The sequence below is a fragment of the Aquibium pacificum genome, from assembly GCF_040839445.1.
Lineage (GTDB): Bacteria > Pseudomonadota > Alphaproteobacteria > Rhizobiales > Rhizobiaceae > Aquibium > Aquibium pacificus.
In genome coordinates this window covers 563,168-589,688 of the sequence record NZ_JBDPGJ010000002.1, presented here as the reverse complement: position 1 = coordinate 589,688, position 26,521 = coordinate 563,168, and the positions used below count along the sequence as shown (strand labels likewise).

Sequence of the window (26,521 nt, the reverse complement as noted above, 5' to 3'; positions counted from 1 at the left end):
TCTGGCCGAATACTATGACGCAAGAATGACGTCGGGCCTCTAACTTTCCAGGCCTTGACGGGTTCCCGAAGGCTATTGCGCCTGTATCCGCTTCAGCTCCATCATGACGTCCAGACGGATGAACTCCGCCAGTTCGCGAGCCGCGCGGTTGACCGCGTCGCGCTGCGCCCGATCCTCGGCGAAAAGCTGCGGCGGCCGGTCGAAGAACGCGCTCGCGCTCCGCTCCCCCCGGGCGGCGGTCTTGTCAGTCTCGGTGTCCTTCAGGACGTAGCGACCGACGAGCCGGACGGATCCGGCCGTCGGCTCGTTGTCGCCGGAGACCGACTGGATCGTCACCGTGGCGGCTGATTTCCTCTCTATCTTCAGGTTCATGCGATAGCGGGGATTTTCCGGCTGGCCGGCACCCCCGTTCAGGAGGAAGATCAGATTGTTCCGCACCTCCTGGGCCTCGCGGGTGTCGACCTCCGCAATGTAGATCGAAGCGAGGCGCGAGTCGGGCATTCCCGGTGTCACGGAGGAGACGTTGCCGTAGAGCGGCTGCACCGTGCAAGCGGCCGAAAGAAGCGCCACGCCTCCCAGGGCCGCCATAGCCGCCGCTCGGGGAAACCAGAAAGGGCGTCTGTGAAACCGGTCAGACCACGACATTGACGATCCTCTGCGGCACGACGATCACCTTGCGCGGAGACCGCCCTTCGAGCGCCTTGCGGACGACATCGAGCTCGAGCACCGCCGATTCGATGGCAGCTTGATCCGCGTCGCGGGCAATTGTCAAATCACCGCGCTTCTTGCCGTTGATCTGGACGGGAAGAACGATTTCGTCGTCGACGACGAGCGAGGGGTCGTATGCAGGCCAGCCCTGCTCGGCTGCCATTCCCCTGCCGCCGATCGCCGCCCAGCATTCCTCAGCCAGATGCGGCATCATCGGCGAGATCATCAGGACGAGCATTTCCACCGCCTGGCGCAGTGCACCCTTCGTCGCCGCGCCGGGTTCGCCGGCCCTGGCGAGTTGCGGGGAGAGCGCATTGACCAGTTCGTAGATGCGGGCGACCGCCTTGTTGAAACCCAGCCGCTCGATCTCCTCGCTGACCGCCTTGACCGTCCTGTGGGCGGCGCGCGACACCTCGAGCGCATCCGCCTCGGTTCCCGCCGCCGGGATCACGTCCTTCAGGAGGGGAGCGGCTTCCGAGACGAGACGCCAGACGCGCTGGACGAAGCGATGCGCACCTTCGACGCCCGCCTCGGTCCAGATCACGTCGCGGTCGGGCGGGGAATCGGACAGCATGAACCAGCGCGCGGTGTCGGCGCCATAGCTCGCGATGATGTCGTCGGGGTCGACCACGTTCTTCTTCGACTTCGACATCTTCTCGATCGGGCCGATGACGAGTTCCTCGCCGGTCGCCATCAGAACGGCGCGGCGCTGGCCGTCGGTCTCCTCGACCTTCACCTCGGCCGGGGTGACGTAGCTGCCGTTCGCACCGGACCCGCGCCGGTAGGTCTCGTGGACGACCATGCCCTGCGTGAACAGGCCTTCGAAGGGCTCCTCGACCGTGTTCAGGTGTCCCGTCGCCTTCATGGCGCGGGCGAAGAAGCGCGAATACAGCAAATGCAGGATCGCGTGTTCGATGCCGCCGATGTACTGGTTGACCGGCAGCCAGCCGTTCGGCCCGTCGACATATTCCAGCGTCGTGGGCGCCGCCTCGTTCCACGGATCGGTGAAGCGCGCGAAATACCAGGACGAGTCCACGAAGGTGTCCATCGTGTCGGTATCGCGCCGCGCCTCGCCGCCGCATTGCGGACAGGCGACATGCTTCCACGCCGGATGATGGTCGAGAGGATTGCCGGGACGGTCGAAGGTGACGTCGCCCGGCAGTTCGACCGGAAGCTGGTCGTCGGAGACCGGCAGCGAACCGCATTCGTCGCAGTGGATCACCGGGATCGGACAGCCCCAGTAGCGCTGGCGCGAGATCAGCCAGTCGCGCAGGCGGAACTGCACCTTTCGCTCCGCCATCGAACGGTTTCCGATCGTCGCCTTCTCCAGACGAGAGGCCACCTCGTCGAAGGCCTGCCTGGGCTTCATGCCGTCGAGGAAGCGCGAATTGATCATTACGCCGTCGTCGACATAGGCCTCGTCGATGATCTGGAAACTCGCCTGGTCGGCGTCCTCCGGCATCACCACCGGCACGACCGGCAGGCCGTAGCGGTTGGCGAAGTCGAGGTCGCGCTGGTCGCCCGACGGGCAGCCGAAGATGGCGCCCGTGCCGTATTCCATCAGGACGAAGTTCGCCACGTAGACCGGCAGCGTCCAACTCTCGTCGAAGGGATGGACGACGCGGACGCCGGTGTCGAAGCCCTTCTTCTCCGCCGTTTCGAGCGCCGCCGCCGAGGTGCCCATGTGGCGGATCTCGTCGATGAAGGCGGCGAGTTCGGGATTTCCTTCTGCCGCCTTCCGCGCCAGCGGATGGTCGGCCGCCACCGCCATGAAGGAGGCGCCGAAGATCGTGTCGGGCCGGGTCGTGTAGACCTCGAGTTCGGTCTCGCCTTGAGGCGCGGTGTCCTTCGCCAGCGGCCAGCGGATCAGGAGGCCTTCGGAGCGGCCGATCCAGTTCGCCTGCATCAGCTTGACCTTGTCCGGCCAGCGGTCGAGCGTGTCCAGGCTGTCGAGCAGGTCCTGGCTCATCTTCGTGATCCTGAAGAACCACTGCGTCAGGTCGCGCTGCTCGACCGGCGCGCCGGAGCGCCAGCCGCGCCCGTCGATCACCTGCTCGTTGGCGAGCACCGTCATGTCGACCGGGTCCCAGTTGACCTTGGCCGACTTGCGCTCCACCAGGCCGGCCTTCCAGAAGTCGAGGAACATCTTCTGCTGGTGCCGGTAGTAGCTCGGATCGCAGGTCGCGAATTCGCGGTCCCAGTCGAGCGACAGGCCCATGGTCTTCAGCTGGCCCTTCATCGTCTCGATGTTGGCATAGGTCCAGTCGCGCGGATTGACCTTGTTGTCGCGCGCCGCGTTCTCGGCCGGCAGCCCGAAGGCGTCCCAGCCCATCGGGTGCAGCACGTTGCAGCCCATGGCTCGCTTGTAGCGCGCCACCACGTCGCCCATCGTGTAGTTGCGCACGTGGCCCATGTGGATGCGCCCGGACGGATAGGGGAACATCTCCAGCACGTAGTACTTCGGACCCGGATCGTCGTTCCTGGTCCGGAAGAGCCCGGCCTCGTCCCAGGCCTTCCGCCAGCGCGGCTCCGCCACGCGGGGATTGTATCGTTCGGTTGCCATGACCGTGAATTCGCTCGATAAGGTGCCGGAAAATGCCGGGCGGACCTTCACCACGGATTGCCGGGAGCGTCAACTCCGAGGCGACGCACCGGCGGATCGAATTGCAGTCGGAGAGAACGGATGGAAAGCGCGGTCGACAGGCTCGGGGAGGTCAGACGCCGCATCGCGAGTGCCGCGAAAGAGGCCGGACGCGAGCCGGGCGCGGTGACGCTCGTGGCCGTCTCCAAGACGTTCGACGCCGAGGCGATCCGGCCGGTGATCGAGGCCGGCCAGCGGGTCTTCGGCGAGAACCGTGTCCAGGAGGCGCAGGGCAAGTGGCCGGCACTGATCGAAGCGTTTCCTGACATCGAACTGCACCTGATCGGACCGCTGCAATCCAACAAGGCCAGGGAAGCCGTGGCTCTGTTCGACGTCATCGAAACCGTCGACCGAGAAAAGATCGCCGCCGAACTGGCGAAGGAAATGCGCAAACAGGACAAGTTTCCCCAGCTCTACATACAGGTGAACACCGGGCTCGAGGAGCAGAAGGCAGGGATCGACCCGCGCGAGGCGGTCGCCTTCGTCGCGCGCTGCCGGGACGTGCATCGGCTCGCTATCGAGGGGCTGATGGCGATCCCGCCCCTAGAGGAGAACCCCGGGCCGCACTTCGCGCTGCTCGAGAAGCTGGCGCGCGAGGCGGGGGTGGAAAAACTCTCGATGGGCATGTCCGGCGACTTCGAGACCGCGATTGCCTTCGGGGCAACCAGCGTGCGGGTCGGCTCGGCCATCTTCGGCAGCCGGTGAGCCACTCGCGGCTTGCGCCTGCCGTGTGCACTCCCTAGGGTTCGCGACAAGTTTGAACAATCATCCGGGAAATCTGCGCATGAGTTTCGAAGGCACGTCGGCCTATATCGCCGACAGGGATCTGATGGTGGCGGTGAACGCGGCGATCGCGCTGGAGCGGCCGCTGCTGGTGAAGGGCGAGCCGGGGACGGGCAAGACCGAACTCGCCCGGCAGGTCGCCGCCGCGCTGGACCTCGACCTGATCGAGTGGCACGTCAAATCCACCACCAAGGCGCAGCAGGGCCTCTACGAATACGACGCCGTGTCGCGGCTGCGCGACAGCCAGCTCGGCGACGAACGCTTCAACGACATCAGGAACTACATCAAGCGCGGCAAGCTGTGGGAGGCCTTCGGCGCCGACCGCAAGGTGGTGCTTCTGATCGACGAGATCGACAAGGCCGACATCGAGTTTCCGAACGACCTGTTGCAGGAACTCGACCGCATGGAGTTCTACGTCTACGAGACCGGCGAGACGGTGAAGGCCCGGCAGCGGCCGATCGTCATCATCACCTCCAACAACGAGAAGGAATTGCCGGACGCCTTCCTGCGCCGCTGCTTCTTCCACTACATCCGCTTCCCCGAGATGGAGACGCTGCAGCGGATCGTCGACGTGCATTATCCCGGAATCAAGCAGAACCTGGTGCGCGCGGCGCTCACGCAGTTCTACGAGGTGCGCGAGGTGCCCGGGCTGAAGAAGAAGCCGTCGACCTCGGAGGCGCTGGACTGGATACGCCTGCTGGTTTCCGACGACGTCGACCCGGCCGACCTGCGCGGCGACGCCAAGAACGCGCTGCCGAGGCTGCATGGCGCGTTGTTGAAGAACGAGCAGGACGTGCACCTGTTCGAGCGGCTGGCATTCATGGCGCGACGGCAGGGGTGAGCCGGGACCGAGGCCACGTGCGGCGATAGGGCCGCGAACCCGGAGGAGGAGACGGCATGACTATTCTCAGGACGCCGGAGGAGCGGTTCGAGAACCTGCCCGGCTTTCCCTTCGCGCCGCATTATGCGGAAGGGCTGACCGACATCCCCGGCCTGCGCATCCACTATCTCGACGAAGGCCCGCGCGATGCCCGGCACACCTATCTGTGCCTGCACGGCGAGCCGACCTGGTGCTATCTCTACCGCAGGATGATCCCGGTCTTCACCGCCGCCGGCGGGCGCGTGGTGGCGCCCGATTTCGCCGGCTTCGGCCGTTCCGACAAGCCGGAGGAGGACGAAACCTACGGCTTCCATTTCCACCGGCGCATGCTGCTCGCGTTCATCGAGCGGCTGGACCTGAAAGACATCACGCTGGTCGTGCAGGACTGGGGCGGCCTGCTCGGCCTGACGCTGCCGATGGAAATGCCGGAGCGCTTTACCAGGTTGATCGTCATGAACACCGCCCTTGCCACGGGTGCTGCGCCGAGCGAGGGCTTCGTCCAGTGGCGCGCCTATGTCGCGGCCAATCCCGATCTCGCCGTGGGCAAGCTGATGAAGCGGTCGTGTCCGCACCTGACGGAGGCCGAGACGGCCGCCTACGACGCGCCGTTCCCGGACGTGACCTACAAGGCAGGCGTACGGCGGTTCCCGGCCATGGTCATGACCGATCCCGGCATGGAAGGCGCGGATACATCGCGGAAGGCGGCGCGGTTCTGGCGCGAGGAATGGACCGGCAGGAGCTTCATGGCGATCGGCGCGCAGGATCCGGTGCTCGGAATTCCCGTGATGGAAGCGATGCGCAAGGTGATCCGGAACTGTCCGGAGCCGCTGGTGCTGAAGGATGCCGGGCATTTCGTGCAGGAATGGGGCGACGAGGTGGCCGAAGCGGCGCTGGCATCGTTCGGAGGCTGAGGCATCGGTCGATAGGAGGAATACGCCGTGGAAGGCATGGAGCTGAGGGTGCCGACGCGAAAGGACGAGGGCGACTGGCGGCGGCTGTGGACGGCCTATCTGGATTTCTACGAGACGAAGGTACCGGAGGAGGTCTACCGTACCACCTGGGAGCGCATCCATTCCGGCGGCGAGTTCGAGCCGAAATGCATGCTGGCGGTGGTGAAGACGCAACCCGTCGGGCTGGTGCACTATCTCTTCCATCGCACCTGCTGGTCGCCGGCGAACAACTGCTATTTGCAGGACCTCTATGTCGAGCCTGACCTGCGCGGCACGGGGCTCGGCCGGGTGCTGATCGAGGAGGTGAAGCGCGAGGCAAACGCGGTCGGCGTCACCAACGTCTACTGGATGACGCACGAGACCAACGCCACCGCGCGAAAACTTTACGACCGTGTGGCGCGGCGGACAGGGTTCATCGAGTACGATCTGTCGTAGATGGCCGGCATCGCGTCGCCCGAGAGGCGTGGCGCGGACCGATGGGAGGATTTCGACATGACCACGACGGCCGCGCGCAAGAGGCCGACGAAGGTCGATCCGGACGCGTTCCGGCCCGACCCGCATGCGGGCTATGCCAGGTACCGCCCGGTCAGCGGCGTGCTGGAGATCGGCGGCGGGTTTCCGACGGTCGTGCGCTACGCCGACATCATGGCGCTGATGACCGACACGCATACCCGCCAACTGGAGACCGAGGCGCTTGCTTTCCGCGGCATCACCGAGGGATCGCTCTTCGATTTCTACGCCAACAGTCTGCTGCTTTCCAACGCACCCGCGCATGCCAGGCGCCGCGCGCCGCTCTCGCGCGCCTTCGCGTTCAGGCTGATCCAGGATCTGAGGCCGCACATCCGCGCGCTGGTTTGCGAGATGCTGGACGAGATCGAGACGGACGGCGAGGCCGATTTCCTCGCCGCGCTCGCCTCGCCGCTTCCCGCGCGGCTGATCGCCGACATTCTCGGCATCCCGCGCCAGCAGGCGCCGGAGTTCGCCGCCAAGGTCTACACCATGACCCGCGGGCTCGGCGGCTTCCGTGACGAGGATTTTCCCGCGATCGAGGCCGCGGCAGCGCAACTGATGGGTTATGTGGAGGAGTTGCTCGAAGCGCGGCGGCAGGAGCCGCGCGAGGATTTCCTGTCCTCCTACCTGGCACGGGTGGACGAGGACGGAGCGCTTTCGCCCATCGAGACGCTGATGCAGATCGTCAGCGTCATCATCGGCGGCAGCGACACGACGCGTTTCGGACTTACCTCCACCGTCTCGCAGCTGTTGCAGAGGCGGCCGCAGTGGGAGGCGCTAGGGAGCGATCCTGCGCTCGTGCCCGGCGCTGTCCTGGAGGGCCTGCGTTTCGAGCCGCCCGTCGGCGCGATCGGCCGCGTCGTGACGGCACCGGTCGAGATCGATGGCGTGGCTCTGAAGCCTGGGACGGTGGTGAACCTGTCCATCCTGTCCGGCCAGCGAGACGAGACCGTCTTCGCCGAACCGGACGTCTTCGACATCGAGAGACGGGACCATCCGCGCTGGTCGCTGAGCTTCGGGCACGGCGCGCACCGCTGCGTCGGCGAGGCACTGGCGCGTGCGGAGATGGAGGAAGCGCTGATCGCTCTGTCGCAGCGGCTGCCGGGGCTGAGGCTCGCGGGCGACCCGCCGATCGCGAAGGGGCATACCGGGATACGCGGGATAACCGGGATGCGGGTGGCGTGGGGGTGAGGGGTGCAATGGCCCTGTCGCAGAGCCGTCCTGTTTCTATGGCCGGTCCGACGCCGGCGGGATGTCTGCAAGCTCGACGACGAGGTCGGCCCATGCGTCCCGCCGCGATCGGAGCCTTCGGACTAAACGCGAGTCTGCGGTGACCATCGGACATTCCTGCAGAAACGCCAAGGCAAGATAGAAGCAATCGTAGGCTGCATGATCGATCCGGACGGATGCGTCGAGCGCGAGCGGGACGAGTTCGCGCATCGATACCGTGTGGATGGCAAAATCATCGACGAGAGTGCTGGCCTTCATCATTTCCACGCCCGACAATTCCCCACGGCGGGTCATCTTCCACAGAATGTTGGCGCATTCGGCATAGATGAGTTGCGGCGCGATCAGCCGATAGGCACCTACCAACGCTTCCGCGGCGTCTGAACCGACTTCCGGTACGACCCATTTGATCGCTACGCTGGCATCCACGACGAGGATGGGTGAGGTCAACGCTCGTCCCGCGATTCGTGTAGCAGCACTTCCGAGGGTGTGAGCACGCGCCCTTCGAGGCCTGCCCGGAAATCGGCTGCCCGGCGCTTCCACTCCGCAACGTCCGTTTCCGGAGCGGCATCCCAGACCAGCGCCGCGTTCAGGATCGCCCGGTGCTCCGCCTCCGCCGACCGGCCGTTGCGCTCGGCGCGTTCCTTGAGCTTGCGGACGATCTCCTCGTCGACGTTCCTGACGTGCAGGCTGGCCATTCCGGGCACTCCCATCTCATCGGAAAGAATGCTATCATTTTGCTAGCAGTCGGTCCACGCTTGCAATTCCCGCCGGGCCTGCTCAAAACAAACGCCATGTTCATTCCCTTCTTCCTCGAACTCAAAGCCGCCCGCGTCCCGGTGTCGCTGCGCGAGTATCTGACGCTGCTGGAAGGCATGGAGGCCCATCTCGTCGACTACGACGTGGAGGGGTTCTACTATCTGGCCCGCGCGGCGCTGGTGAAGGACGAGCGGCACATCGACCGCTTCGACCAGGTCTTTTCCCACGTCTTCAAGGGCGTCGAGGCGGTGTCGGGGGAAGGCGCGGTCGACGTCGCGAACCTGCCCGAGGAATGGCTGCGGCGACTGGCCGAAAAGCATCTTTCCGAGGAGGAGAAGAAGCTGGTCGAGGCGCTCGGCGGCTTCGAGAAGCTGATGGAGACCCTGAAGAAGCGGCTGGAGGAGCAGAAGGGCCGCCACCAGGGCGGCTCGAAATGGATCGGCACGGCCGGCACCTCGCCCTTCGGCGCATATGGCTACAATCCCGAGGGCGTGCGGATCGGCCAGCACGAGAGCCGCCACCGCCGCGCGGTGAAGGTGTGGGACAAGCGCGAGTTCAGGAACTTCGACGACAGCGTCGAACTCGGGACGCGTAACATCAAGGTGGCGCTCAAGCGTCTCCGCCGCTGGGTGCGCGAGGGCGCCGACGAGGAACTCGACATTCCCGGCACCATCCACGCCACCGCCGAGCACGGCTATCTCGACGTGAAGACGCGGCCGGAGCGACGAAACGCGGTGAAGCTGCTGATGTTCTTCGACGTCGGCGGCTCGATGGACGACCACATCAAGGTTGTGGAGGAGCTCTTTTCCGCCGTCCGCGGCGAGTTCAAGCACATGGAGTATTTCTACTTCCACAACTGCCTCTACGAGGGCGTGTGGAAGGACAACCGGCGCCGGCATACGGAAGTGATCCCGACCTTCGACGTGCTGCACAAGTACGGCCACGACTACAAGGTGATCTTCGTCGGCGACGCCTCGATGAGCCCCTACGAGATCGCCTATGCCGGCGGGTCGGTGGAGCACTGGAACGCGGAGGCGGGCATCGCCTGGCTCCAGCGGGTGATCAACCAGTGGCCGAACGCGGTCTGGATCAATCCGGTCCAGCGCAAGCACTGGGACTACACGCACTCGATCGGCATGATCCGCGAGATCTTTTCGGAGCGCATGTACCCGTTGACGCTGTCGGGAATCGAAGGGGCGACGCGGGAATTGTCGCGGAAGCATTGACTGCACGCGTCATTCGGGATCGCCTGTCATTGCCGGCTGCCCTTCGACAAGCCGATCCCGGCGCACTACATTGGTTGCGTGCATCAACGGAAAACTCCCATGGACACCCACACCTATCCCGTCACCCGCACCGACGCCGAGTGGCGCGAGCGGCTGACGCCCGAGCAGTATTACATCATGCGCCAGCACGGCACCGAGCGGCCGGGAAGCTGCGCCCTGCTCCATGAAAAGCGGGCCGGTACCTTCAAGTGCGTCGGCTGCGACAGCCCCCTGTTCGAATCCAAGCTGAAGTTCGAGAGCGGCACCGGCTGGCCGAGCTTCAACGATCCTGTTCCCGGCTCAGTGGAGACGACCGTGGACCGCAGCCACGGCATGGTGCGCACGGAATGCCACTGCGCCACCTGCGGCAGCCATCTCGGTCACGTCTTTCCCGACGGCCCGCCGCCGACCCACCAGCGCTACTGCATCAACGGCGTCGCGCTGAAGTTCGCGCCGGCTGCCTGAGACCGGCTCAGAGCAGGACGGCCAGCGCCAGCCAGGCGAGCGCCGCAAACCGCGCAGCCGAGCACCAGGGCTCCGGTTCCCGCGGCGCCGTTCGCCACACGGCTGCGAACAGGAAGAGGTTGTAGGGAAGCGGCGACAGGTACACCGCCATCACGATCCATGCCGCGGCGCCGCCTTCGAGCGCCGCGAAGGCCGCAATCAGCGCAACCGCATTGATCGCGCTGCCGACGAACACCATGTCGCGCCAGAAGAGACTCGCAAGCGGGACATGGCCGCGCCGTCGCGCCCGGAAGAAACCTTCCCTGCGTTTTCCGCCTCTTGCCGGCGTGACGTTGGGCGGTCTGGAAATGGCGAGCCCTCACTCCGCCATTGCCGGGATCGAACGCGCTTCGCGTCCGGCGAAAGCCGGCAGCATAAAGCCGTCGAAAAACCGCGCGAGTTCGTCGTGGGCGTCGAGCGGCAGGACGTGCGCGACATACTGATCGGACCGGACGATCACGAGGCAGCCCCGGCGCCGGTCGATCCCGCGAAGGTCGAAGATGTCGCGCCCGCCCTTGAGATCTGGGCAGAACACCTTTTCGTAGTCGACGAGGCCGAGCCGGCCCTTGCGCGGCTTGAGGACATCCGGCAGGCGCTCGAGCGCCAGGTCCCGGTGGCCCTGCTGAAACACTGCCCGTACGTCGATGACGGAATCGACGTCGGCTCCCGGCGGAGTGTACTTTTGCACCGGAGAGCCGGGGTCCTCGGCGAGAAACCGGCAGAGGCGCTGGATCATCGAGCCATCCTCCGCCGGGTTTTCGTCGGGGCAGAAGGCGAACACGCGCCAGCGCGCGTCGGCCGCCACCGTGTGGCCCAGTTCCATCGGCCTGGCGTCCGCCAGCCGTATCACCGGGACGGAGTGGAAGCGGGTGCCGATCTCGAACCCCACGGCGAGCGACTGAAATGTCGCCGCGCCGGTCAGTACCGACGGCGTGTATCTGACGGACATTCCCGCCGTGTAGCGGCCGTGCTGTATGAAGTAGCGCTGGAACTTGGGCTCCTCCGCGGTATCGGTCGCGGTCTCCTCGGGCCGCTCGCTCATGATGCGCGACCACTCCCGGTCGAATTCGATCAGATCCTTCGCCACCGCGTGCCGTTCCGCGGAATAGCTGTGCAGGATCTCTGGCCGACAGCGGCCCTTCAGGACGGAAACGAGCTTCCAGCCGAGATTGAAGGCGTCACCCATGGAGACGTTCATTCCCTGGCCCGCCTTGGGACTGTGCGTGTGGCAGGCATCACCGGCAATGAAGACGCGCGGCTGGCGGGTGGCGGCCTCGTTCGGCGGGACGTCGTCGAACCTGTCGGTCAGGCGCTGGCCGATCTCGTAGACCGACCACCACGCCACCTCCTTCACGTCGATCGACCACGGCCGGAAGATTCGCCTGGCGGCCGCGATCAGCGTGTCCAGCGTGATGTTCCTGTTGGCGACCCGCTCACCAGCCGCCAGCTTGTCGAGTTCGATGTAGAGGCGCACGAGATAGCCGCCCTCGCGGGGGATGATGATGATGTTTCCTTCGCTGGCCGACTGGATCAGCGTCTTGCAGCGTATGTCGGGAAAGTCGGTCACCGCAAGGACGTCCATGACTCCCCAGGCCTGATTGGCCGAATCGCCGAGAAGCTCGCGCCCGATGGCGTTGCGCACCGCGCTGCGGGCGCCGTCGCAGCCAACGACATAGCGCGCGCGCAGGGTCACCGTCTCACCCTGCCGCTCGGGATCGAGCCGCTCAAGGGTGACCGTGACCGGATGGTCCCCGCCGGCGGGATCGACCGTCAGATCCAATAGCTGCAGCGCATAGTCCGGCACCAGCCGCGACGGCGCGTTGCGCATGATTTCGAGATACATATCGTGCACACGCGCCTGGTTCAGGATGATGTGCGGCATCTCGGATAGCCCGTCCTCGACGTCCTGGATGCGTCCGTTCCGGGTGATGCGGTCCGGCCGGCGGGGGTCCGGCTTCCAGAATGTCGTCTCGTTCACCCAGTAGCCCTGCTTCAGCACCTTTTCGGCGAATCCGAAGGCGTTGAACATTTCCATGGACCGGCACGAGATGCCGTCGGCCTGCCCCTTCTCCATGGGCCCAGGCTTGCGCTCGACGATGCGGGTGGTGATCTCGGGAAAAGCGGCAAGCTGCGCCGCGAGCGTCAGGCCCGCCGGCCCGCTTCCGACGATCAGCACGTCCACCACCTCCGGCAGGCCGGCGCCCGGGTCTTCGCCACCGGGCGCGGCATCGGATACTTCCGGATCGCCCGGACGGAAACCATTCAGGTGGAACTGCATCGCCAGCCTCTCGTCACGCCGCTCAATTGATAAGTAGACTTACTATATGCGCATCGAGCGGACAGACGTCAACGACAAATGTCGGCGCGTGGCCATCGAGAACGAAGCGACGGTAGGACGCGAAGGGACCTTCTGCAGATGATTGCCGCGACATTCGCTGCCCTTCCGGACCGCCCTACGGGGGTGTCAGGCGCGGACCAGATACCTCCGCAGCGGAAACCGCTCATGTGAGCGCAGGATCACGAAGAGTGCGAAGATCGAACAAAGCGCAGCGGGAATGACGAGTATGATGGCTGGCCCGAGATAGTACTTGTTCATGGCGGGAAAGGCCGAGATCTCGATCAGCGCGATGAGCGCGAGCCGGCAGATCACCAGGCCCCAGAGGCTCGCCGCCAGCACCGCGCATTCGAGATGTGCCCGCCTGAAGAGCGACATCGGTGCCGCGACGGCCATCGTAGCCACTCCCAGCGGCACGAGGACCCAGAGAAGCGGCACGTATGCCGCGGCGATCATGCCGCGTATCCTTGGGACGATCGTCGATTCTTGTCCATCGGGAAGCGTGTCGTTGACGCTCAGCAGCAGCCGACCATAGGCGGTGGCGTACGTTTTCGGCTCGTCGAACGCATCCGCGAGGGGAATCGTCAGACGTTCCCGGCCCGGCCCCGGTTCTACTAGCAGGGTGCACTTCACGTCGCATCGCGTCGTAATCGTGAGCCCGACCGGACCGGATGCCGGTCTGCCTCCCGCGGCCTGGTATTCGAGCGTCTGGATGGCCGGAAATCCCGCGGCATCCATGACGGTGAACGCGGGCCACGCTTCGGCCTTGGGCGTCCACCAGAACCGCAGGATCAACGTCCTGCCCGGGCCCGCGGTCGATCGGATTCGCGGATAATTCAAGACGTCGAGCGCGAAGTTCCGAAGATCGAGCGAGCCGCTTGACGGCCGGTCGTGGATGAGGCGCGCGGGATCCATCAAGAAACCCGACGCGTGAAGGAACTTCGTCGGGAGCATGCGAACCTGTTCTGGATGAACCTGCGGCATCAGCGACAGGAAGCCGGGTTCGCATGTCAGCCTGTCCGCCCGGCATGCCGCCTCGATCTCGTCGGCCATCTTTCCGAAGAAGACGCTCGCGGTTTCCGGGGACTCGAAGGCTCCCACGTCCGCCGCCGCGGAGCGAAAGTGCCAGATGAACCAACCGCCGGCGTAGTCTCCGCATGTCTGCTTGTAAAACTGGCAGCCATGATCGGCGATCGGACGATTCGTCGGATCGAGGCCCTTCTCGAGCAAGGCGAAGGTCGGGCTGACACCGTACACGACGCGGCGCGTGGATTTCGATATCGGCACGTAGGGAATCTGGTCTCCGTCCCGCACCGATTGAAGCAAGGAGAGGGCCCGGCTGAAGTTCTTCTCCTTGAACTCGTTGCCGACGAAGGAGCCGTAGGCGGCCCAGTTCGCGGTGATATAGGCCAGATTGCAGAACAGGAGGCCACCGGCGATCGCCAGCGATGCGTAGGCCGGCTGTCGAAATCCGCGCCCGTCGCGCCAGGCGACCGCGAACCCGCCGAAGGCGAGCAGGCCGAGACCCGGGATCACCCACGGCCCCTCCTCGCGCGTCAGCCAGAACCAGCCCAGCGCGAGACCCGCGAGAATGCCGAAGCGGAAGGGACGGTACCGGAAGACGTAGAACGCGGCCATGAACGCGGCCAGCATCAGCAGCACTTGCGCCGGATAGATCGAATCCCGCACGAAGCGTTCCATCGGCAAGACGGGATGCAACGCGCCAAGGACGAAGACCAGGGCTCCCGCGAGGAATGCCCCGTACGTCCTCGCGACCATGTAGCTGAAGGCTGCGAGCGCCGTGAGGAAAAACAGCGCAATCGTCAGGCTTGCAGCCAGGCCCGTGAGGTGGCCGAGCGCCAGGAAGATGGAATAGCCGGGGCCTTTTGTCAGCGTCGCGGAATTGTAGTCTCCGAGATAATTTCCGGACAGCAGGGTGTTCGCCGCGCGGATGAACGTCGCGTCGTCGCCGAATGCGTCCGCAAGCAGCGTCATGGGCGTGTGTGTCGCGATGACGACGTTGACGACGGCTGCCAACAGGCAGACGAGCAGCCCGATCGCCTGCTTCGTCCCGATGGCTTCCCGAGCGCTCAGGTGCATCTCGTCCCGACCAGCACGATGTTGCTGGTGAGGCCGCCGAGCGAGACCGTCTCGACGGTCGTCGACCATCCCTCGAGCGACTTGCCTATGCCGGCGAGTTCCCGGCCGGTCATGAGGTTGAGGTTGGCTTCGTCCGCAAAGAAGCCGAGCGACGTTCGCCGCAGGAGGCCGCGGAACATGCTCTTGGGCAGCCAGTGGACGAGCGGCAGCGAGGTGTGGAACTCGACGGGGAACCAGCGATTGGGCGTCGTGAGGAAGAAGGTCCGGCGGCAGACGCGCGCGCATTCGCGGACGAACCGCATCTGGTTCTCGTACGAGCCGACATGTTCCAGCACGGCCGAGGAATGAACCACGTCGAAGGATCCGTCCTCGAACGGAAGGTCGAGCCCGTTCGCCTTCACGAACGTCATTCCGGGATACATGTCCTCAAGGAACGAGGCGTCGTCGATGCCGCAGGCGACGATCTTCGATTTCTGCGGATACCACGCCTCGAGGTAGTTGGAGGAACTGTAGGTGGTGTCGGAGGTGACGCCGACGTCGAGGATCGTGTCCTGCGGTCCGACCGAGCAGGTCCGGAGCCAGCGCTCGAACATCACCTCGCGCTGGCGATGCGCCAGGCGGATGGCGAGGCTGTCGGGCTTCGCGACGTTGTACTGGCTGTTCGGCTTGCCGGACGCCATCCCCTACGTCTCGATGTCGATCAGGGCACCGAGGAAAGCCGCGAACGCCAGTTGCAGGCCAAGGGCGATCAGGGTGCAGGAGACGGTCAACATGCGCACCATGCCGTTGTACTCGAGCGCCCCGAAATCCGCAGCCGCCCATTGCCAGACGGCATAGCCCAGTCCGCTCAGGCCGGCGAGCGCAAGGGCGCCTGCGCACAGGAGCGTACGCTCCAGCGTGGCGTAGGCCTTTACCCGGGCGAGACGGGTGTTGACCGGCAGAAAGCCGCGCGTCGCGGAATAGGATCGCGCGATGACGCCGAAGGAGAGGCATGACGCTCCCACGAGCATGGCCATGCATCCGACGATCAGGCTGTGCGTATCGAGGACCACGCCAGGGAGAACCTGGACCGGTCCCTGGAGGAGAATGACGGTCAGGATCGCTCCGAAGGCGAGGATGGCCGCTCCCGGATAGACGAACAGCCATTTCGGGCTGTTGAGCAAGAGGTAGCGCAGATGCCGCCAGCCGTCCGTCCAGGTGCGCAGATGCGGAGGCCGGGACCTGCCGTCGGGAGAAAGCGTGGTCGGCACCTCGGCGATGCGGAGCTTGCCCAGGGAGGCGCGGACCACCATCTCGCTGGCGAATTCCATGCCGGGCGCCTTCAGGCCGAGCGCGTTGATGGATTCCCGACGGAACCCGCGCAGCCCGCAATGGAAATCGCCGATGTCGGACCGGAAGAAGAGCCTGCCGAGGAAGGAGAGGACCGGGTTGCCGAGATAGCGGTGCAGGAACGGCATAGCGCCGGTCGCGATACCGCCCTTGAACCGGTTGCCGATGACGAAGTCATAGCCTTCGCGCAGCTTTTCGACGAACGGGTCAAGACGGCTGAAATCGTAGCTGTCGTCTGAATCGCCCATGATGACGAATTTGCCGCGGGCGTTCTCGATCCCGTGTCTGAGCGCTGCGCCGTAGCCGCGCACCGGCACGTGGACGACCCTTGCGCCGTGCGCCTCGGCGATCTCGATGGAGCCGTCCGTGCTTCCGTTGTCGGCGATGAGGACCTCGCCGACAATGTTCGCCCTGGACAGATAGGCCATCGCCTTGTCGATGCATGTTGCGAGCGTCTCGGCCTCGTTCAGGCAAGGCATCAGCACCGTCAGTTCGATGGCCTCCGCCCGCGAACCGGCGCTCGGCTGCATATCGGCATCAGCAACAACAGACATGTGATCCCCCGACCGTTCGTCGCATGTCCCTAGCCCTGCCGGAAGACCCAGCGGGACGAAATGAAGAAGCTGGCGATCCCGCACAGAACCGTGGATACGACCGCCGCGAAGGCCGGCGAGAGATCGGATGCTTCGCTGGCATAGGCTGTCCCGAGCGATACCGCGGTGGCGCCGAAGAGATGCCAGATCGCATAGCGCACGAGCGTCACCGAATGGCTGCTCGTGGACCGGAAGGCAATCTCGCGCTGTGCGCCGTAGCTGATCCAGAAGCAAATGAAGTAGGTGATCGCGCTGGCCGGCGCCGGACCAAGGTTGCCGACCTCGATCAGGGTCAGGCAGAGCGCGAAATAGAGGACCGCGCATGAACCGCCCACGACCAGGAAGCGGAGGCCCGGATGCCCGTCCCAGACTGACCGCAGAACGGTCATTTCGGCTTGCGGAAGGTCGTGACGACGTCGCCGTAGAGCCCAGATTTGAACTCCATTCCGCCGTCGTGCCAGTCGGTAATCTGGCTTTCGACCTCCAGACCCGCCTCCGTCAGGAAGCGGGCGACGTCGGAGGTCGTGACGTCGCTTCGCCATCCGCCCTTCTCGCCGCCCACCGCGCCATGCTGGAGGACGCCCTTGCCGCCGGGGCGCAGCACCCGCGCGAACTCCCTGGCGTAGTTCCTGAACTCTGGCTTGTTGATGTGGACGAACACGTCGAACGACCAGACCGCGTCGACCGATTCGGCCGCCAGCGGCGCGAGGTCAGAACCGCTGCCGACGATGAACTCGGCGTTCGCCGCGCCCTTGAAGCGCTCCCGGCACTCCCGGACGCAGGTCTCGGAAATGTCGATCGCCGTCACCTTGCGGCAGCGGGCGATCAGTTCCTCGGTCCAGCGGCCGCCGCCCGGCCCGATCTCGACGACGTCGCCCTGTTCGGGAACGTTCGGCCGGAGCAGCGTCCTGATCACCGAATCCTTCCACTCGGGCGAGATCGACCACTCTTCGCCCTTGGCGTTCCAGTCCCAGCTGTCCCAGATCAGCTTGTTCATCCGCGCGCTGTTGACGCCGGGAAGGTTCTTGGCGGTGCGGCGCGACGCCGCGGCGGAATAGACCGATTCCGCCAAACCGCTGGCGAGATAGTAGGTCCCCATCTGCAGAGTCCACAGCAGTCCGTTTTCCTGGACCGCTAGCCTCGCCAGGCGCAACTTCGTGCCGAGGCCGATATGCGACCGGTTTTCGACGATATCCTTCATGGAATCTCCGCCAATTCGGGCCCCTGTAAGCAATATGGCGCACATCTTGTCAAGGAACTCCGGGCGCGACGCTCGGGGACTTGTCGTTGGAAACGGCGACAGGATTGCCGACGCTCGCGGGAGATGCTGGCGTCGGCGCCCGTTCCGAGCCCGATTGCAAGGCATGCACCCAAGCTGTATTCCGCGTCCGGGTCGAAGTGCGAGGCATGATCCAGGGATATCCGGGCGGTGGCGCCGGAATATCGGACGGATCCAGCCGAATGCCGGGGAGGCGCACGCGTGAAGAACATACTGGTGGTCGGGGGCGCGGGCTATATCGGCTCGCACACGTGCCTGGACCTGCATGACAAAGGCTTCCAGCCGGTCGTTTACGACAACTTGAGCAACGGGCATCGGGAATTCGTGAAATGGGGTCCCTTCGAGGAAGGGGACATCCGCGACACGGGCCGGCTGGCCTCGGTGCTGGCCCGGTATTCCCCGGACGTCATCGTTCATTTCGCCGCTTCGATCGAGGTCGGGGAATCGACCCGCGACCCGATCGGCTTCTACGAGAACAACGTCGCCGGCACGATCTCTCTGCTCGGTGCCGCACAAAGGGCGGGCATCGACAAGCTCGTCTTCTCGTCCACCTGCGCGACATACGGCGAGCCGCAATCGGTGCCGATGTCGGAGGAGCACCGGCAGGTTCCGGTCAATCCCTATGGCCGCAGCAAGCTCATGATCGAGGAGATGCTGAAGGACGCCGGCCGCTACCTGAACATGAAATCCGTCGTGCTGCGCTACTTCAACGCCGCTGGCGCCGATCCCGAAGGCCGCATCGGCGAGTGGCACGAGCCTGAGACCCATGCGGTACCCATCGCGATCGAGGCCGCGTTCGGCCTGCGCGACGGGTTCTCCATCAACGGCGAGGATTACGATACCCCGGACGGCACGTGTGTGCGCGATTTCGTCCACGTCATGGATCTGGCCGATGCCCACAGCCGGGCGGTCCGCCATCTGATCGAGGGCGGATCGAGCCTCGCCCTGAACCTCGGAACCGGCCGGGGCACCACGGTCCGGCAACTCGTGGAGACCGTCAGGCGGCTGAGCGGGCGGGAATTTCCCGTGGCGGTCAGGGCGCGGAGGGACGGAGACGCGGCCGCTCTCGTCGCCGACAATTCCATGGCCAGGGACGTGCTGAATTGGAACCCGCGATACGGGCTGGAGGAGATCATTGGCTCGGCGCTCGAATGGCACCGGGGGCGGCTGGGCGACAAGGTGGGCGCGCCGACGCGGGCTTGACCGCGCGGCGTCGCCACTCGCAGCGTTTTCACCCCCATGGGCGCCGGCGCGGCAGAACCGTCGCGGTCGACGGCTCAGTAAGGCGAAACGCACGCCCGGCGTGGACCATGGTAGGGCTGGAACGTATTGTCCCATTCCCGGTAGGACTTGTACCGGCTGTGGCACCATCGCACATGCGCGCTGCTCAAGCGGTACTGTACGCCCGGCTGCCGGATGATGGCGCCGCCGATGATCGCACCGGCGATGAAGGCCCCGGCCGGAAACCACCAGTCTCCGTGGCGCTGGTAGCCGGGACGGTGGTGGCGGCTGCCGCGATAGCCGCGCCAGTAGCGGTAGTCGCCGCGACGAATGACGCGGTCGCCGTATCGGCGATGATCGTCCGGGTTGTAGCCTCCGCCCGAGTAGTCCATGCCCTGGACCCGAACGATGTCGGAACCTACGGGAAGGGAAGCTGCCCGAAATACACCTGCGTTGGCCGGAGCAGCCACGGCGAGCATCATGGCGGTCGCGCAAAGCGCGGAGACGAAACGTTTCATTGGTTCCTCCTTTTTGAATGAGGTGCATATTGGCCCTCGCGCGCTCCCCCTTCCTTGCGCTGGGTCAACTTCGACCGCGCCGCGACGCCATCGGTGCGAATTTCCGCCCATTGACGCTGATCAATGTCGACCAAAGCGGCTCGCCCTAGGAATGCGTGACCTCGCAAAGGAGGCTCTCGTGCTCGTTCCACACAGAAGAAGCCGCCCCGCACCATGGAACGTCGGCGCCATCATCATGTTCGCGGCGGTGCTGTAGCAGCGCGGAGCAGGCATGGATCGCAAACACGGACTGAACATCGGCTATCTGATCGGGGCGTTCGTCCTCATACTGATCTTCCAGGCATGGCTTGCCTATCGCGACGTCGCGGTCGTCCCCTACAGCGAACTGATGCAGATGGTGGATGGTGGCCAGATCGCCGCGGCCACGGTGACCGAATCCACCATCAGCGGGGAATTCACGTCGCCACGGGACGGCAAGAGCCGCTTCGTCACCTATCGCGTCGACCCCGCCCTCGCCGAAGCCTTCGCCGAAAAGGGCATCAGGGTCACCGGCGCCAGCGACAGCAACTGGCTGACCGCGATCCTGTCCTGGATCGTGCCCGCCCTGATCTTTTTCGGACTGTGGATGTTCCTGTTCCGGGGTTTCGCCGACCGGCAGGGCATGGGCGGTCTGATCAACATCGGCAAATCCAAGGCGAAGGTCTACATGGAGCGCAAGACAGGCGTGACCTTCGACGACGTTGCCGGCGTGGACGAGGCAAAGCTCGAACTCCAGGAGATCGTCTCGTTTCTCAAGGACAAGGAACGCTACGGCCGGCTCGGCGCACGGATCCCGAAGGGGATCCTGCTGGTCGGCCCGCCCGGCACCGGCAAGACGCTGATGGCGCGCGCCGTCGCCGGCGAAGCAGGCGTGCCGTTCTTCTCGATCTCCGGCTCGGAATTCGTCGAGATGTTCGTCGGCGTGGGCGCCGCAAGGGTGCGCGACCTGTTCCAGCAGGCCCGCCAGGCGGCGCCCTGCATCATCTTCATCGACGAACTGGACGCGCTGGGCCGCGCCCGCAGCGCCTTCGCCGGATATGGCGGGGCGGATGAGAAGGAGCAGACGCTGAACCAGCTCCTGTCGGAACTGGACGGCTTCGACCCGCGTGTCGGCATCGTCCTGCTGGCGGCGACCAACCGTCCCGAGATCCTCGACCCCGCCCTGCTGCGGGCCGGGCGATTCGACCGCCAGGTCGTGCTCGACCGGCCGGACCGCCCGGGGCGGACGGCCATCCTGAAGGTGCATGTCCGCGCCATCCAGGTGGACCCTGGCGTCTCAATCGCCGAGATAGCCGCCATCACGCCCGGCTTCACCGGCGCCGATCTCGCCAATCTCGTCAACGAGGCTGCGATTCTCGCCACCAGGCGCGGTGCGGAAAGCGTCGGCATGGACGACTTCACGCGAGCGGTCGAGCGGATCGTGGCGGGTGCCGAACGCAAGAGCCGACTCCTCAAGCCGGACGAGCGCAAGCGCGTCGCCTATCACGAGATGGGCCATGCCCTCGTCGCGGCCGCGACCCCGGGTGCCGACCCTGTGCACAAAGTTTCTATCATCCCGCGCTCCATCGGAGCCCTAGGCTACACGATGCAACGCCCAACCGAAGACCGCTTCCTGATCACGGTCGGCGAACTGAAGGACCGCATGGTGGTGCTCATGGGCGGCCGGGCGGCCGAGCAGCTCGTCTTCGGCGAGGTCTCTACCGGCGCCGCCGACGACCTGGCGAAGGTGACCGATATCGCACGCCAGTACGTGACCCGCTTCGGCATGGACGAGAAGGTCGGTCAGGCCGTGCTCGAGGAGCAGCGCCAGCAATGGCTCGGGGAGGTTCCGGGAGCGGCGCGCGCGAGGGACTATTCGGAAGAGACCGCACGCGAGATCGACCTGGCCGTCCGACGGTTGATCGAAGACGCCTTCAACGCGGCGAAGGACCTGCTCGCAGGGCGGCAAGCCGATCTTCATTCGGGTGCGGAGCTGCTCCTCGAGCGCGAGACGCTGACGGCGGAAGATTTTCCGCAGCTGAAGGGCTCCCGCACTGTCGTTCCCGCCGCCTGAAGACGAGCGCTCCGGAGCGCCGCAAGATGCAAGGACCGGGTTACCGGCACCCGCGAAAACCCACCACCGAGAAAGCGCGAATGGCGAGCCTTGCGGAGAAAGTCCGCTTCCTGAGCGACCCCGCCGCCTACTCCGGCACGGAAGGCGTGGTGCGCGCGCACGAGACGCATATGTCCTGGGTCTTCATCGGCGAGCGCTCCGTCTACAAGCTCAAGAAACCCGTGCGCTACCCCTTCCTCGACTTCGGCACACCGGCGAAGCGCAAGTTCTTCTGCGAGGAGGAACTGCGCCTCAACCGCAGGCTGGCGGCGGAGACCTACCGGGCCGTCATCCCCTTGTGCCAAGGCTCCGCGGGCTCCCTCTCCATCGGCGGAGAAGGGAAGGCCGTCGACTGGCTGGTCGTCATGGAGCGGCTGCCGGAAGCCGAAATGCTGGACGAGAAGATCCGGCACGGCCGGTTTGGGGAAGACGATGTCGCGCGGATCGGCGAGACGCTGGCTCGCTTCTACCGCGCCCGCAGGCCGGAACCGGACGACGGCCGCCTCTACCTCGAACATCTCCGGCGGGAGCACGTCCTCAACCGGACTATCCTGTCGCGGCGCGACCTGGGCCTCGATGAAGCAGCCGCGGCCTTGGAGGCGGTCGGTTCGGCCCTCGAACTCCTGTCTCCGACGATTGAAGACCGCATCCGGCGGGGCCTGATCGTCGAAGGTCACGGCGATCTGAGGCCCGAGCATGTCTGTCTCGTCGAACCTGTCCAGATCATCGATTGCCTGGAGTTCAACCGCGCGATGCGGCTCATCGACCCCTATGACGAGGTCGGCTATCTCGGCCTCGAATGCGACGTGCTCGGCGCCGCGTGGGTCCGGCCGATGCTCCTCGACATCCTGGAAAAGCGGCATGGCGGGCGCCCCGGCCCGCAACTGCTTGCGTTCCACGGCGCCTTCCGCGCCTTGCTGCGCGCGCGGCTCTGCATGGCGCACCTGCTGGAGACGCCGGTGCGGCATCCTCTGAAATGGAAGCCGCTGGCGTTGCGCTACATCGCGGCCGCGCAGCGCGACTGCCTCAATCTTCCATCCCGAGAAGGCCCGACAGCGGCTCGCCCGTCTCCAGGCGCCTGATCGTCTCTGCGATCATCGGGCCGCAGGAGACGACCTCCAGCATATTTCCCGGGAAGCGGCCGGCCTGCTGTCCCGCCGCGGCGACCGTATCGGTCACCACGACACCCTCAAGGTCGGGGCTATCCACGAAAGGCTCGATCCCGGCGCGGAACAGACCGTGCGCGGCCAGCGCGAACACCCGTTTCGCGCCCCGTTCGCGGCAGGCACTTGCCGCCCTCAGGATCGTGCCGCCGGTGCTGATCATGTCGTCGACGATGAAGACGACCCGGTCCTCGACGTCTCCGGCGAACAGGTCGCCGGAGACGACGCCGCGGCTGCGCCGTTTTTCCATGAAGCCGAAACCGACCTCGGTCCCGATTTCGCTCTCCAGCGCCTCCTTCAGGAGCTGGGCCCTTTTCACGCCCCCGCCGTCGGGCGAAAAGACGGTGACGGGAAGACCATCCGCGCGCCTGCGAATGACCGGCACGAAAAGTTGCCGGCTCTCGAGATGCAGCGTCCGGCATCGGAAAGCGTTCTGGAAAGCCGCGAAATTGTGGACCTCCAGCGTGATCAGGCAGTCCGTTCCCACCGCCTCGAACAGCTGGGCCACGTAGCGCGTGGTGACCGGATCCCGGCTCTTGGTCTGACGGTCCTTGCGAGCGTAGGCGAGATAGGGGACGATTGCGGTGACGGAGGAGGCGCCGTTCTCGCGGCAGGCGGCGATGAAGAAGAGGAGCTTCACCAGCTTGTCGTTCGCCGAGGCTCCGGCCATGCCGTCCAGGGCGTGGACGACGTAGACGGCCTGACCGCGCACGCTGACGAGCGGGCGAGCCTTGTGCTCCCCATCCTCGAAATCGCGTTCCTCGTGCGCGTCCGGCGGGTGACCGAGCGCGGCCGCGATGCTGGCGCCCAACGCCTCGGTTCCCTTGAGAGCAAACAGGCGCATGCTTCGTCTCCTGGTTTCGTTTTTGCACCCTCCGGCACGTGCGATAAACCGCAGCTTGCCTCGCCGGGAGCCGGTGGACAGAGATACAGGGCGCGCACCATTTCCGGCGGCCGTCATCAGCGCAGATAAGCCTCCGACGCGTATCGTCGCATCATTCGCTGGCTGTTGAAGCGGCTGCCGAGCTTGCTGATCGCCTCCTTCATCATCCACGTCCAGCGTGCCCGATCCTCGCGAAAAAGCGGAAGCACCGTCTCCTCGAGCTTGTCGAAGAGGCTTGCGGCGTGGCTATCCGGCCCCGCCCCCGGCTCACCGACGGCCCATCCGGTCTCGCCTTCGATGCAGCCCTCGCTCCACCAGCCGTCGAGAACGCTGAGGTTGAGCACTCCGTTGAGCGCGGCCTTCATGCCGCTGGTGCCGGATGCCTCCATCGGGGGCATCGGCGTGTTCAGCCACACATCGGCACCCGCGACCAGCGTCCTGGCAACCGAGAGGTCGTAGTTCGGAACGAACGCCACCGTAATGTCATGTTCGAGTTCCCGCATGTGGCGGTGAATGGCGACGATCAGCTGCTTTCCGCCTTCGTCCTGGGGATGCGCCTTGCCCGCCATGACGAGCTGAAAAGGCTGCCGGCGGGCGATCGCGCGCAAACGCTCCAGATTCGTAAAGATGAGGTCAGGGCGCTTGTAGCCGGTCATCCGCCGCGCAAAGCCAAGGATCGGAAGTGCCGGGTCGAGCCTCCTCCCGGCTCTTTCGGCGACCAGCGCGATGAGTTCGGCCTTCGCCGTCTCATGCGCTGACCAGACGTCCACGTCGTTGAGACGGTCCGCGTTGATTAGCAGTTCCGGTTCGTGGCCCCAGCCTGGCGCGACCACGTCGAAGATCTTGCCGAGGGCAGGGTGTACCCATGAGGCAGCGTGCACGCCGTTGGTGATGTCGCGCACGTCGAAGGCCGGAAACATACGGCGGGCCGTGTCGCCGTGGCTTCTGGCGACGCCGTTAACGAAGCCGGACAGATGCAGCGCGAGGCACGTCATGTTCAGGCGGTCGGTGCCGCCGACGGCCCGGAACGCATCGATCGGCAGGAAGTCGTTCCCAAGCAGACGCTGCACCAGTTCATAGGAGAATTTGTCGTGGCCCGCCTCGACCGGGGTATGCGTGGTGAAGACACACCGATCACGGATTCGGCCGACGTCGAAAGTGACCGCCGCCGTACTTCCATGCCCGTTGCGATGCGGGTGTCTGCGCAGGAGCTCCGCCGCCAGCAGGGCGGCATGGCCTTCGTTCAGGTGAAAGGTCTCGATCCCGAATCCCAGCGCGTCAAGGATGCGGGCACCTCCCACGCCCAGAACGATCTCCTGCTTCAGCCGGTATTCCTCGCCCGCCCCGTAGAGACGATCGGTGATATCCCGGTCCTCCGGTAAATTTTCATCGAGGCGGGTATCCAGAAGCAGGACGGGGACTTCATTGCCGTTCGGCGATCGCAGGAGCCTCAGCCAAGGCTTGATCCAGACGTCGCGTTCCTCGATGCGCACCGAGATCATCGCTCCCAGCGGTTCGGCCCACAATTCCGGCTTCCATGGATCCGGATGTTCTATCTGGCCGCCATCGATGCCAATCTCCTGGCGCAGATAGCCTTCCCGACTGAGAAGGGTCAGAAATACCATCGGAAGGTTCAAGTCCGCGCAGGATCGCGCCGTATCACCTGCCAGCACGCCCAATCCTCCGGAGTAGGTGTGCATCTCCGGAATGATGGCGATTTCCATCGAGAAATAGGCTATCCGCGTTTTCCCGACAAAGGAGTCGAGCGAAGTCATCCGGCGCGCGCGGCCGCAAGCGGCGCCGTCTCGGTTCCGCTACTGTCCGAAGGCCCAGGACCGGAACACCGCATCATCTCCCGTGTCCTTTGCTCTGTCGGCAAAAGTAGCGCCCGCCCGGCCATCATCATAGGCGAAAGAAGCGGCGAGTTGCTTCACCGCCTCCTTCGCGTCGGCAATCGCCTCAGCATGCGAACGGGCGCCCAGTGCGGGATTGATGGTCACCGACACCTGGGAGCCGTTGCGGCAGACGAAGGGGATGGTCAGTTTCCGCCCCCGCACCTTCGTATCGTGAGTATCAGGATGCTCAGTCATCGTCTTCGCCTCCCTGCGATATCGTAACCGGCCAGATGTTCGTTCCGGCACGCGCCGAACGCTGCGCGATCGATGTTCATCGAATGATAAGCATTCTCGCAATTCCTGCGCCTGACTTTGATCCTGATCAACCGTGCGTCCGCTGCGCATCGGATTCATGCTCGCCTCGCTCGCATGCGGATCGTGGCTCGCAGCCGTCCGCACTGCACATGACCTTTCCCACCCTGCCGCAGGCCGGGCATCGGGGTGCCATCTGTTCCAGCACATCTTTCGAGGCGCTGCTGTGATTGATCAAGGTAAGGCTGCCGCCGGAAAAGCCGCGCAAAGAATAGTGGATCCACAACCCGATCGCGCGGCTGCCATCCTCCTCCGCGTCCAGGAAGCCTTCATGGCCGCATTCGCACGAGAGCATGTGGGTTGTTTGGGTGGTCATCGCAAAAAACCATTCGGCGCACCCCCATGGGAACCATCCTCCTCGGGTCGGATGCTGTCAAGTTACGATGCCGCCAAGCGGCGTGGCTGCGGCGCAAGACGGGCGCGCGGCGGTCGACGAGCCTTGTCGAATCCAACCATCCGCCGCCGGGGGATTCCGTCGTGGAAATCCTCCCTGCCGGCGCGAGAATCGCCGATGCCATTGATGTGCATCAACGAG

General features: G+C 65.2%; 26 protein-coding genes. 10 read left to right on the top strand and 16 right to left on the bottom strand.

From position 1 onward, the window contains the following. Positions 1 to 72: 72 nt before the first annotated feature. Together ABGN05_RS09220 and leuS are read right to left on the bottom strand one after the other, a co-directional pair. Complete coding sequence (locus ABGN05_RS09220; protein ID WP_367953712.1) at positions 73 to 588, bottom strand: LPS assembly lipoprotein LptE; 516 nt, start codon at positions 586 to 588, stop codon at positions 73 to 75. Positions 589 to 631: 43 nt separating this feature from the next. Then, positions 632 to 3,271, bottom strand: a complete 2,640-nt coding sequence (leuS, locus tag ABGN05_RS09215) for a leucine--tRNA ligase (RefSeq protein ID WP_367953711.1) — start codon at positions 3,269 to 3,271, stop codon at positions 632 to 634. 120 nt (positions 3,272 to 3,391) lie between these two features. Between leuS and ABGN05_RS09210 the strand changes: the two genes are divergently transcribed. From ABGN05_RS09210 to ABGN05_RS09190, 5 genes are all read left to right on the top strand, one after another. After that, a complete protein-coding gene (locus ABGN05_RS09210) occupies positions 3,392 to 4,054 on the top strand; it encodes a YggS family pyridoxal phosphate-dependent enzyme (protein ID WP_367953710.1) in 663 nt (220 codons plus the stop codon). A 79-nt stretch (positions 4,055 to 4,133) separates the two neighbouring features. Next, positions 4,134 to 4,973 (top strand): AAA family ATPase, encoded by an 840-nt coding sequence (locus ABGN05_RS09205; protein WP_367953709.1) that lies wholly within the window; start codon positions 4,134 to 4,136, stop codon positions 4,971 to 4,973. A gap of 56 nt (positions 4,974 to 5,029) precedes the next feature. After that, positions 5,030 to 5,923, top strand: a complete 894-nt coding sequence (locus ABGN05_RS09200; RefSeq protein ID WP_367953708.1) for a haloalkane dehalogenase — start codon at positions 5,030 to 5,032, stop codon at positions 5,921 to 5,923. A gap of 36 nt (positions 5,924 to 5,959) precedes the next feature. Next, positions 5,960 to 6,397: a GNAT family N-acetyltransferase gene (locus tag ABGN05_RS09195; protein WP_367954351.1), complete on the top strand. Its 438-nt coding sequence runs from the start codon at positions 5,960 to 5,962 to the stop codon at positions 6,395 to 6,397. A 57-nt stretch (positions 6,398 to 6,454) separates the two neighbouring features. Further along, complete coding sequence (locus ABGN05_RS09190; RefSeq protein ID WP_367953707.1) at positions 6,455 to 7,663, top strand: cytochrome P450; 1,209 nt, start codon at positions 6,455 to 6,457, stop codon at positions 7,661 to 7,663. A gap of 36 nt (positions 7,664 to 7,699) precedes the next feature. On the opposite strand, the gene ABGN05_RS09185 is transcribed toward ABGN05_RS09190, so the two are convergent. Then, positions 7,700 to 8,149, bottom strand: a complete 450-nt coding sequence (locus ABGN05_RS09185; RefSeq protein ID WP_367953706.1) for a type II toxin-antitoxin system VapC family toxin — start codon at positions 8,147 to 8,149, stop codon at positions 7,700 to 7,702. After that, positions 8,146 to 8,397, bottom strand: a complete 252-nt coding sequence (locus tag ABGN05_RS09180; RefSeq protein ID WP_367953705.1) for a FitA-like ribbon-helix-helix domain-containing protein — start codon at positions 8,395 to 8,397, stop codon at positions 8,146 to 8,148. Before ABGN05_RS09180 ends, ABGN05_RS09185 begins: the two co-directional genes overlap by 4 nt. Before the next feature lie 96 nt (positions 8,398 to 8,493). Between ABGN05_RS09180 and ABGN05_RS09175 the strand changes: the two genes are divergently transcribed. Beyond that, complete coding sequence (locus ABGN05_RS09175; protein ID WP_367953704.1) at positions 8,494 to 9,684, top strand: vWA domain-containing protein; 1,191 nt, start codon at positions 8,494 to 8,496, stop codon at positions 9,682 to 9,684. A 99-nt stretch (positions 9,685 to 9,783) separates the two neighbouring features. After that, the gene (gene msrB / locus ABGN05_RS09170; protein ID WP_367953703.1) at positions 9,784 to 10,188 is read left to right on the top strand and encodes a peptide-methionine (R)-S-oxide reductase MsrB; all 405 of its coding nucleotides are present in this window, start codon (positions 9,784 to 9,786) and stop codon (positions 10,186 to 10,188) included. 7 nt (positions 10,189 to 10,195) lie between these two features. On the opposite strand, the gene ABGN05_RS09165 is transcribed toward msrB, so the two are convergent. The 7 genes from ABGN05_RS09165 to ABGN05_RS09135 form a co-directional block, all read right to left on the bottom strand. Beyond that, positions 10,196 to 10,426 (bottom strand): hypothetical protein, encoded by a 231-nt coding sequence (locus tag ABGN05_RS09165; RefSeq protein ID WP_367953702.1) that lies wholly within the window; start codon positions 10,424 to 10,426, stop codon positions 10,196 to 10,198. 120 nt (positions 10,427 to 10,546) lie between these two features. Then, positions 10,547 to 12,505, bottom strand: coding sequence for an FAD-binding monooxygenase (locus ABGN05_RS09160; protein ID WP_367953701.1), 1,959 nt, complete (start codon positions 12,503 to 12,505; stop codon positions 10,547 to 10,549). 186 nt (positions 12,506 to 12,691) lie between these two features. Next, a complete protein-coding gene (locus ABGN05_RS09155; protein WP_367953700.1) occupies positions 12,692 to 14,662 on the bottom strand; it encodes an ArnT family glycosyltransferase in 1,971 nt (656 codons plus the stop codon). Beyond that, positions 14,653 to 15,342 (bottom strand): class I SAM-dependent methyltransferase, encoded by a 690-nt coding sequence (locus ABGN05_RS09150; protein WP_367953699.1) that lies wholly within the window; start codon positions 15,340 to 15,342, stop codon positions 14,653 to 14,655. The genes ABGN05_RS09155 and ABGN05_RS09150 overlap by 10 nt, the downstream gene beginning before the upstream one ends. A 3-nt stretch (positions 15,343 to 15,345) precedes the next feature. Beyond that, on the bottom strand, positions 15,346 to 16,545 hold the full coding sequence (locus ABGN05_RS09145; protein WP_367953698.1) for a glycosyltransferase family 2 protein: 1,200 nt from the start codon (positions 16,543 to 16,545) through the stop codon (positions 15,346 to 15,348). 29 nt (positions 16,546 to 16,574) lie between these two features. Then, the gene (locus ABGN05_RS09140; RefSeq protein ID WP_367953697.1) at positions 16,575 to 16,973 is read right to left on the bottom strand and encodes a GtrA family protein; all 399 of its coding nucleotides are present in this window, start codon (positions 16,971 to 16,973) and stop codon (positions 16,575 to 16,577) included. Further along, positions 16,970 to 17,785 (bottom strand): class I SAM-dependent methyltransferase, encoded by an 816-nt coding sequence (locus tag ABGN05_RS09135; protein ID WP_367953696.1) that lies wholly within the window; start codon positions 17,783 to 17,785, stop codon positions 16,970 to 16,972. The genes ABGN05_RS09140 and ABGN05_RS09135 overlap by 4 nt, the downstream gene beginning before the upstream one ends. A 279-nt stretch (positions 17,786 to 18,064) precedes the next feature. Here ABGN05_RS09135 and galE point away from each other — a divergent pair, with 279 nt between their 5' ends. Beyond that, positions 18,065 to 19,066, top strand: coding sequence for a UDP-glucose 4-epimerase GalE (gene galE, locus ABGN05_RS09130; RefSeq protein WP_367953695.1), 1,002 nt, complete (start codon positions 18,065 to 18,067; stop codon positions 19,064 to 19,066). A gap of 74 nt (positions 19,067 to 19,140) precedes the next feature. Here galE and ABGN05_RS09125 read toward each other — a convergent pair whose 3' ends face one another. Beyond that, positions 19,141 to 19,602, bottom strand: coding sequence for a BA14K family protein (locus ABGN05_RS09125; RefSeq protein ID WP_367953694.1), 462 nt, complete (start codon positions 19,600 to 19,602; stop codon positions 19,141 to 19,143). A gap of 271 nt (positions 19,603 to 19,873) precedes the next feature. On the opposite strand from ABGN05_RS09125, the gene ftsH reads away from it, so the two are divergent. Both ftsH and ABGN05_RS09115 read left to right on the top strand, forming a co-directional pair. Continuing rightward, positions 19,874 to 21,694 (top strand): ATP-dependent zinc metalloprotease FtsH, encoded by a 1,821-nt coding sequence (gene ftsH, locus ABGN05_RS09120; RefSeq protein WP_367953693.1) that lies wholly within the window; start codon positions 19,874 to 19,876, stop codon positions 21,692 to 21,694. 80 nt (positions 21,695 to 21,774) lie between these two features. Next, complete coding sequence (locus ABGN05_RS09115) at positions 21,775 to 22,815, top strand: hypothetical protein (protein WP_367953692.1); 1,041 nt, start codon at positions 21,775 to 21,777, stop codon at positions 22,813 to 22,815. Here the strand turns inward: ABGN05_RS09115 and ABGN05_RS09110 are convergent. From ABGN05_RS09110 to ABGN05_RS09095, 4 genes are all read right to left on the bottom strand, one after another. Beyond that, complete coding sequence (locus tag ABGN05_RS09110; protein WP_367953691.1) at positions 22,760 to 23,740, bottom strand: ribose-phosphate diphosphokinase; 981 nt, start codon at positions 23,738 to 23,740, stop codon at positions 22,760 to 22,762. The two genes, ABGN05_RS09115 and ABGN05_RS09110, sit on opposite strands and share 56 nt — an antisense overlap. A 116-nt stretch (positions 23,741 to 23,856) precedes the next feature. Then, positions 23,857 to 25,554 carry an alpha-glucan family phosphorylase gene (gene glgP, locus ABGN05_RS09105; protein WP_367953690.1) on the bottom strand — a complete coding sequence of 566 codons (1,698 nt, stop codon included), beginning with the start codon at positions 25,552 to 25,554 and terminating at the stop codon, positions 23,857 to 23,859. Positions 25,555 to 25,593: 39 nt separating this feature from the next. Beyond that, positions 25,594 to 25,869, bottom strand: coding sequence for a hypothetical protein (locus ABGN05_RS09100; RefSeq protein ID WP_367953689.1), 276 nt, complete (start codon positions 25,867 to 25,869; stop codon positions 25,594 to 25,596). 127 nt (positions 25,870 to 25,996) lie between these two features. Next, entirely contained in the window at positions 25,997 to 26,302 is a 306-nt protein-coding gene (locus ABGN05_RS09095; protein WP_367953688.1) for a hypothetical protein, read from the bottom strand. Positions 26,303 to 26,521: the final 219 nt, after the last annotated feature.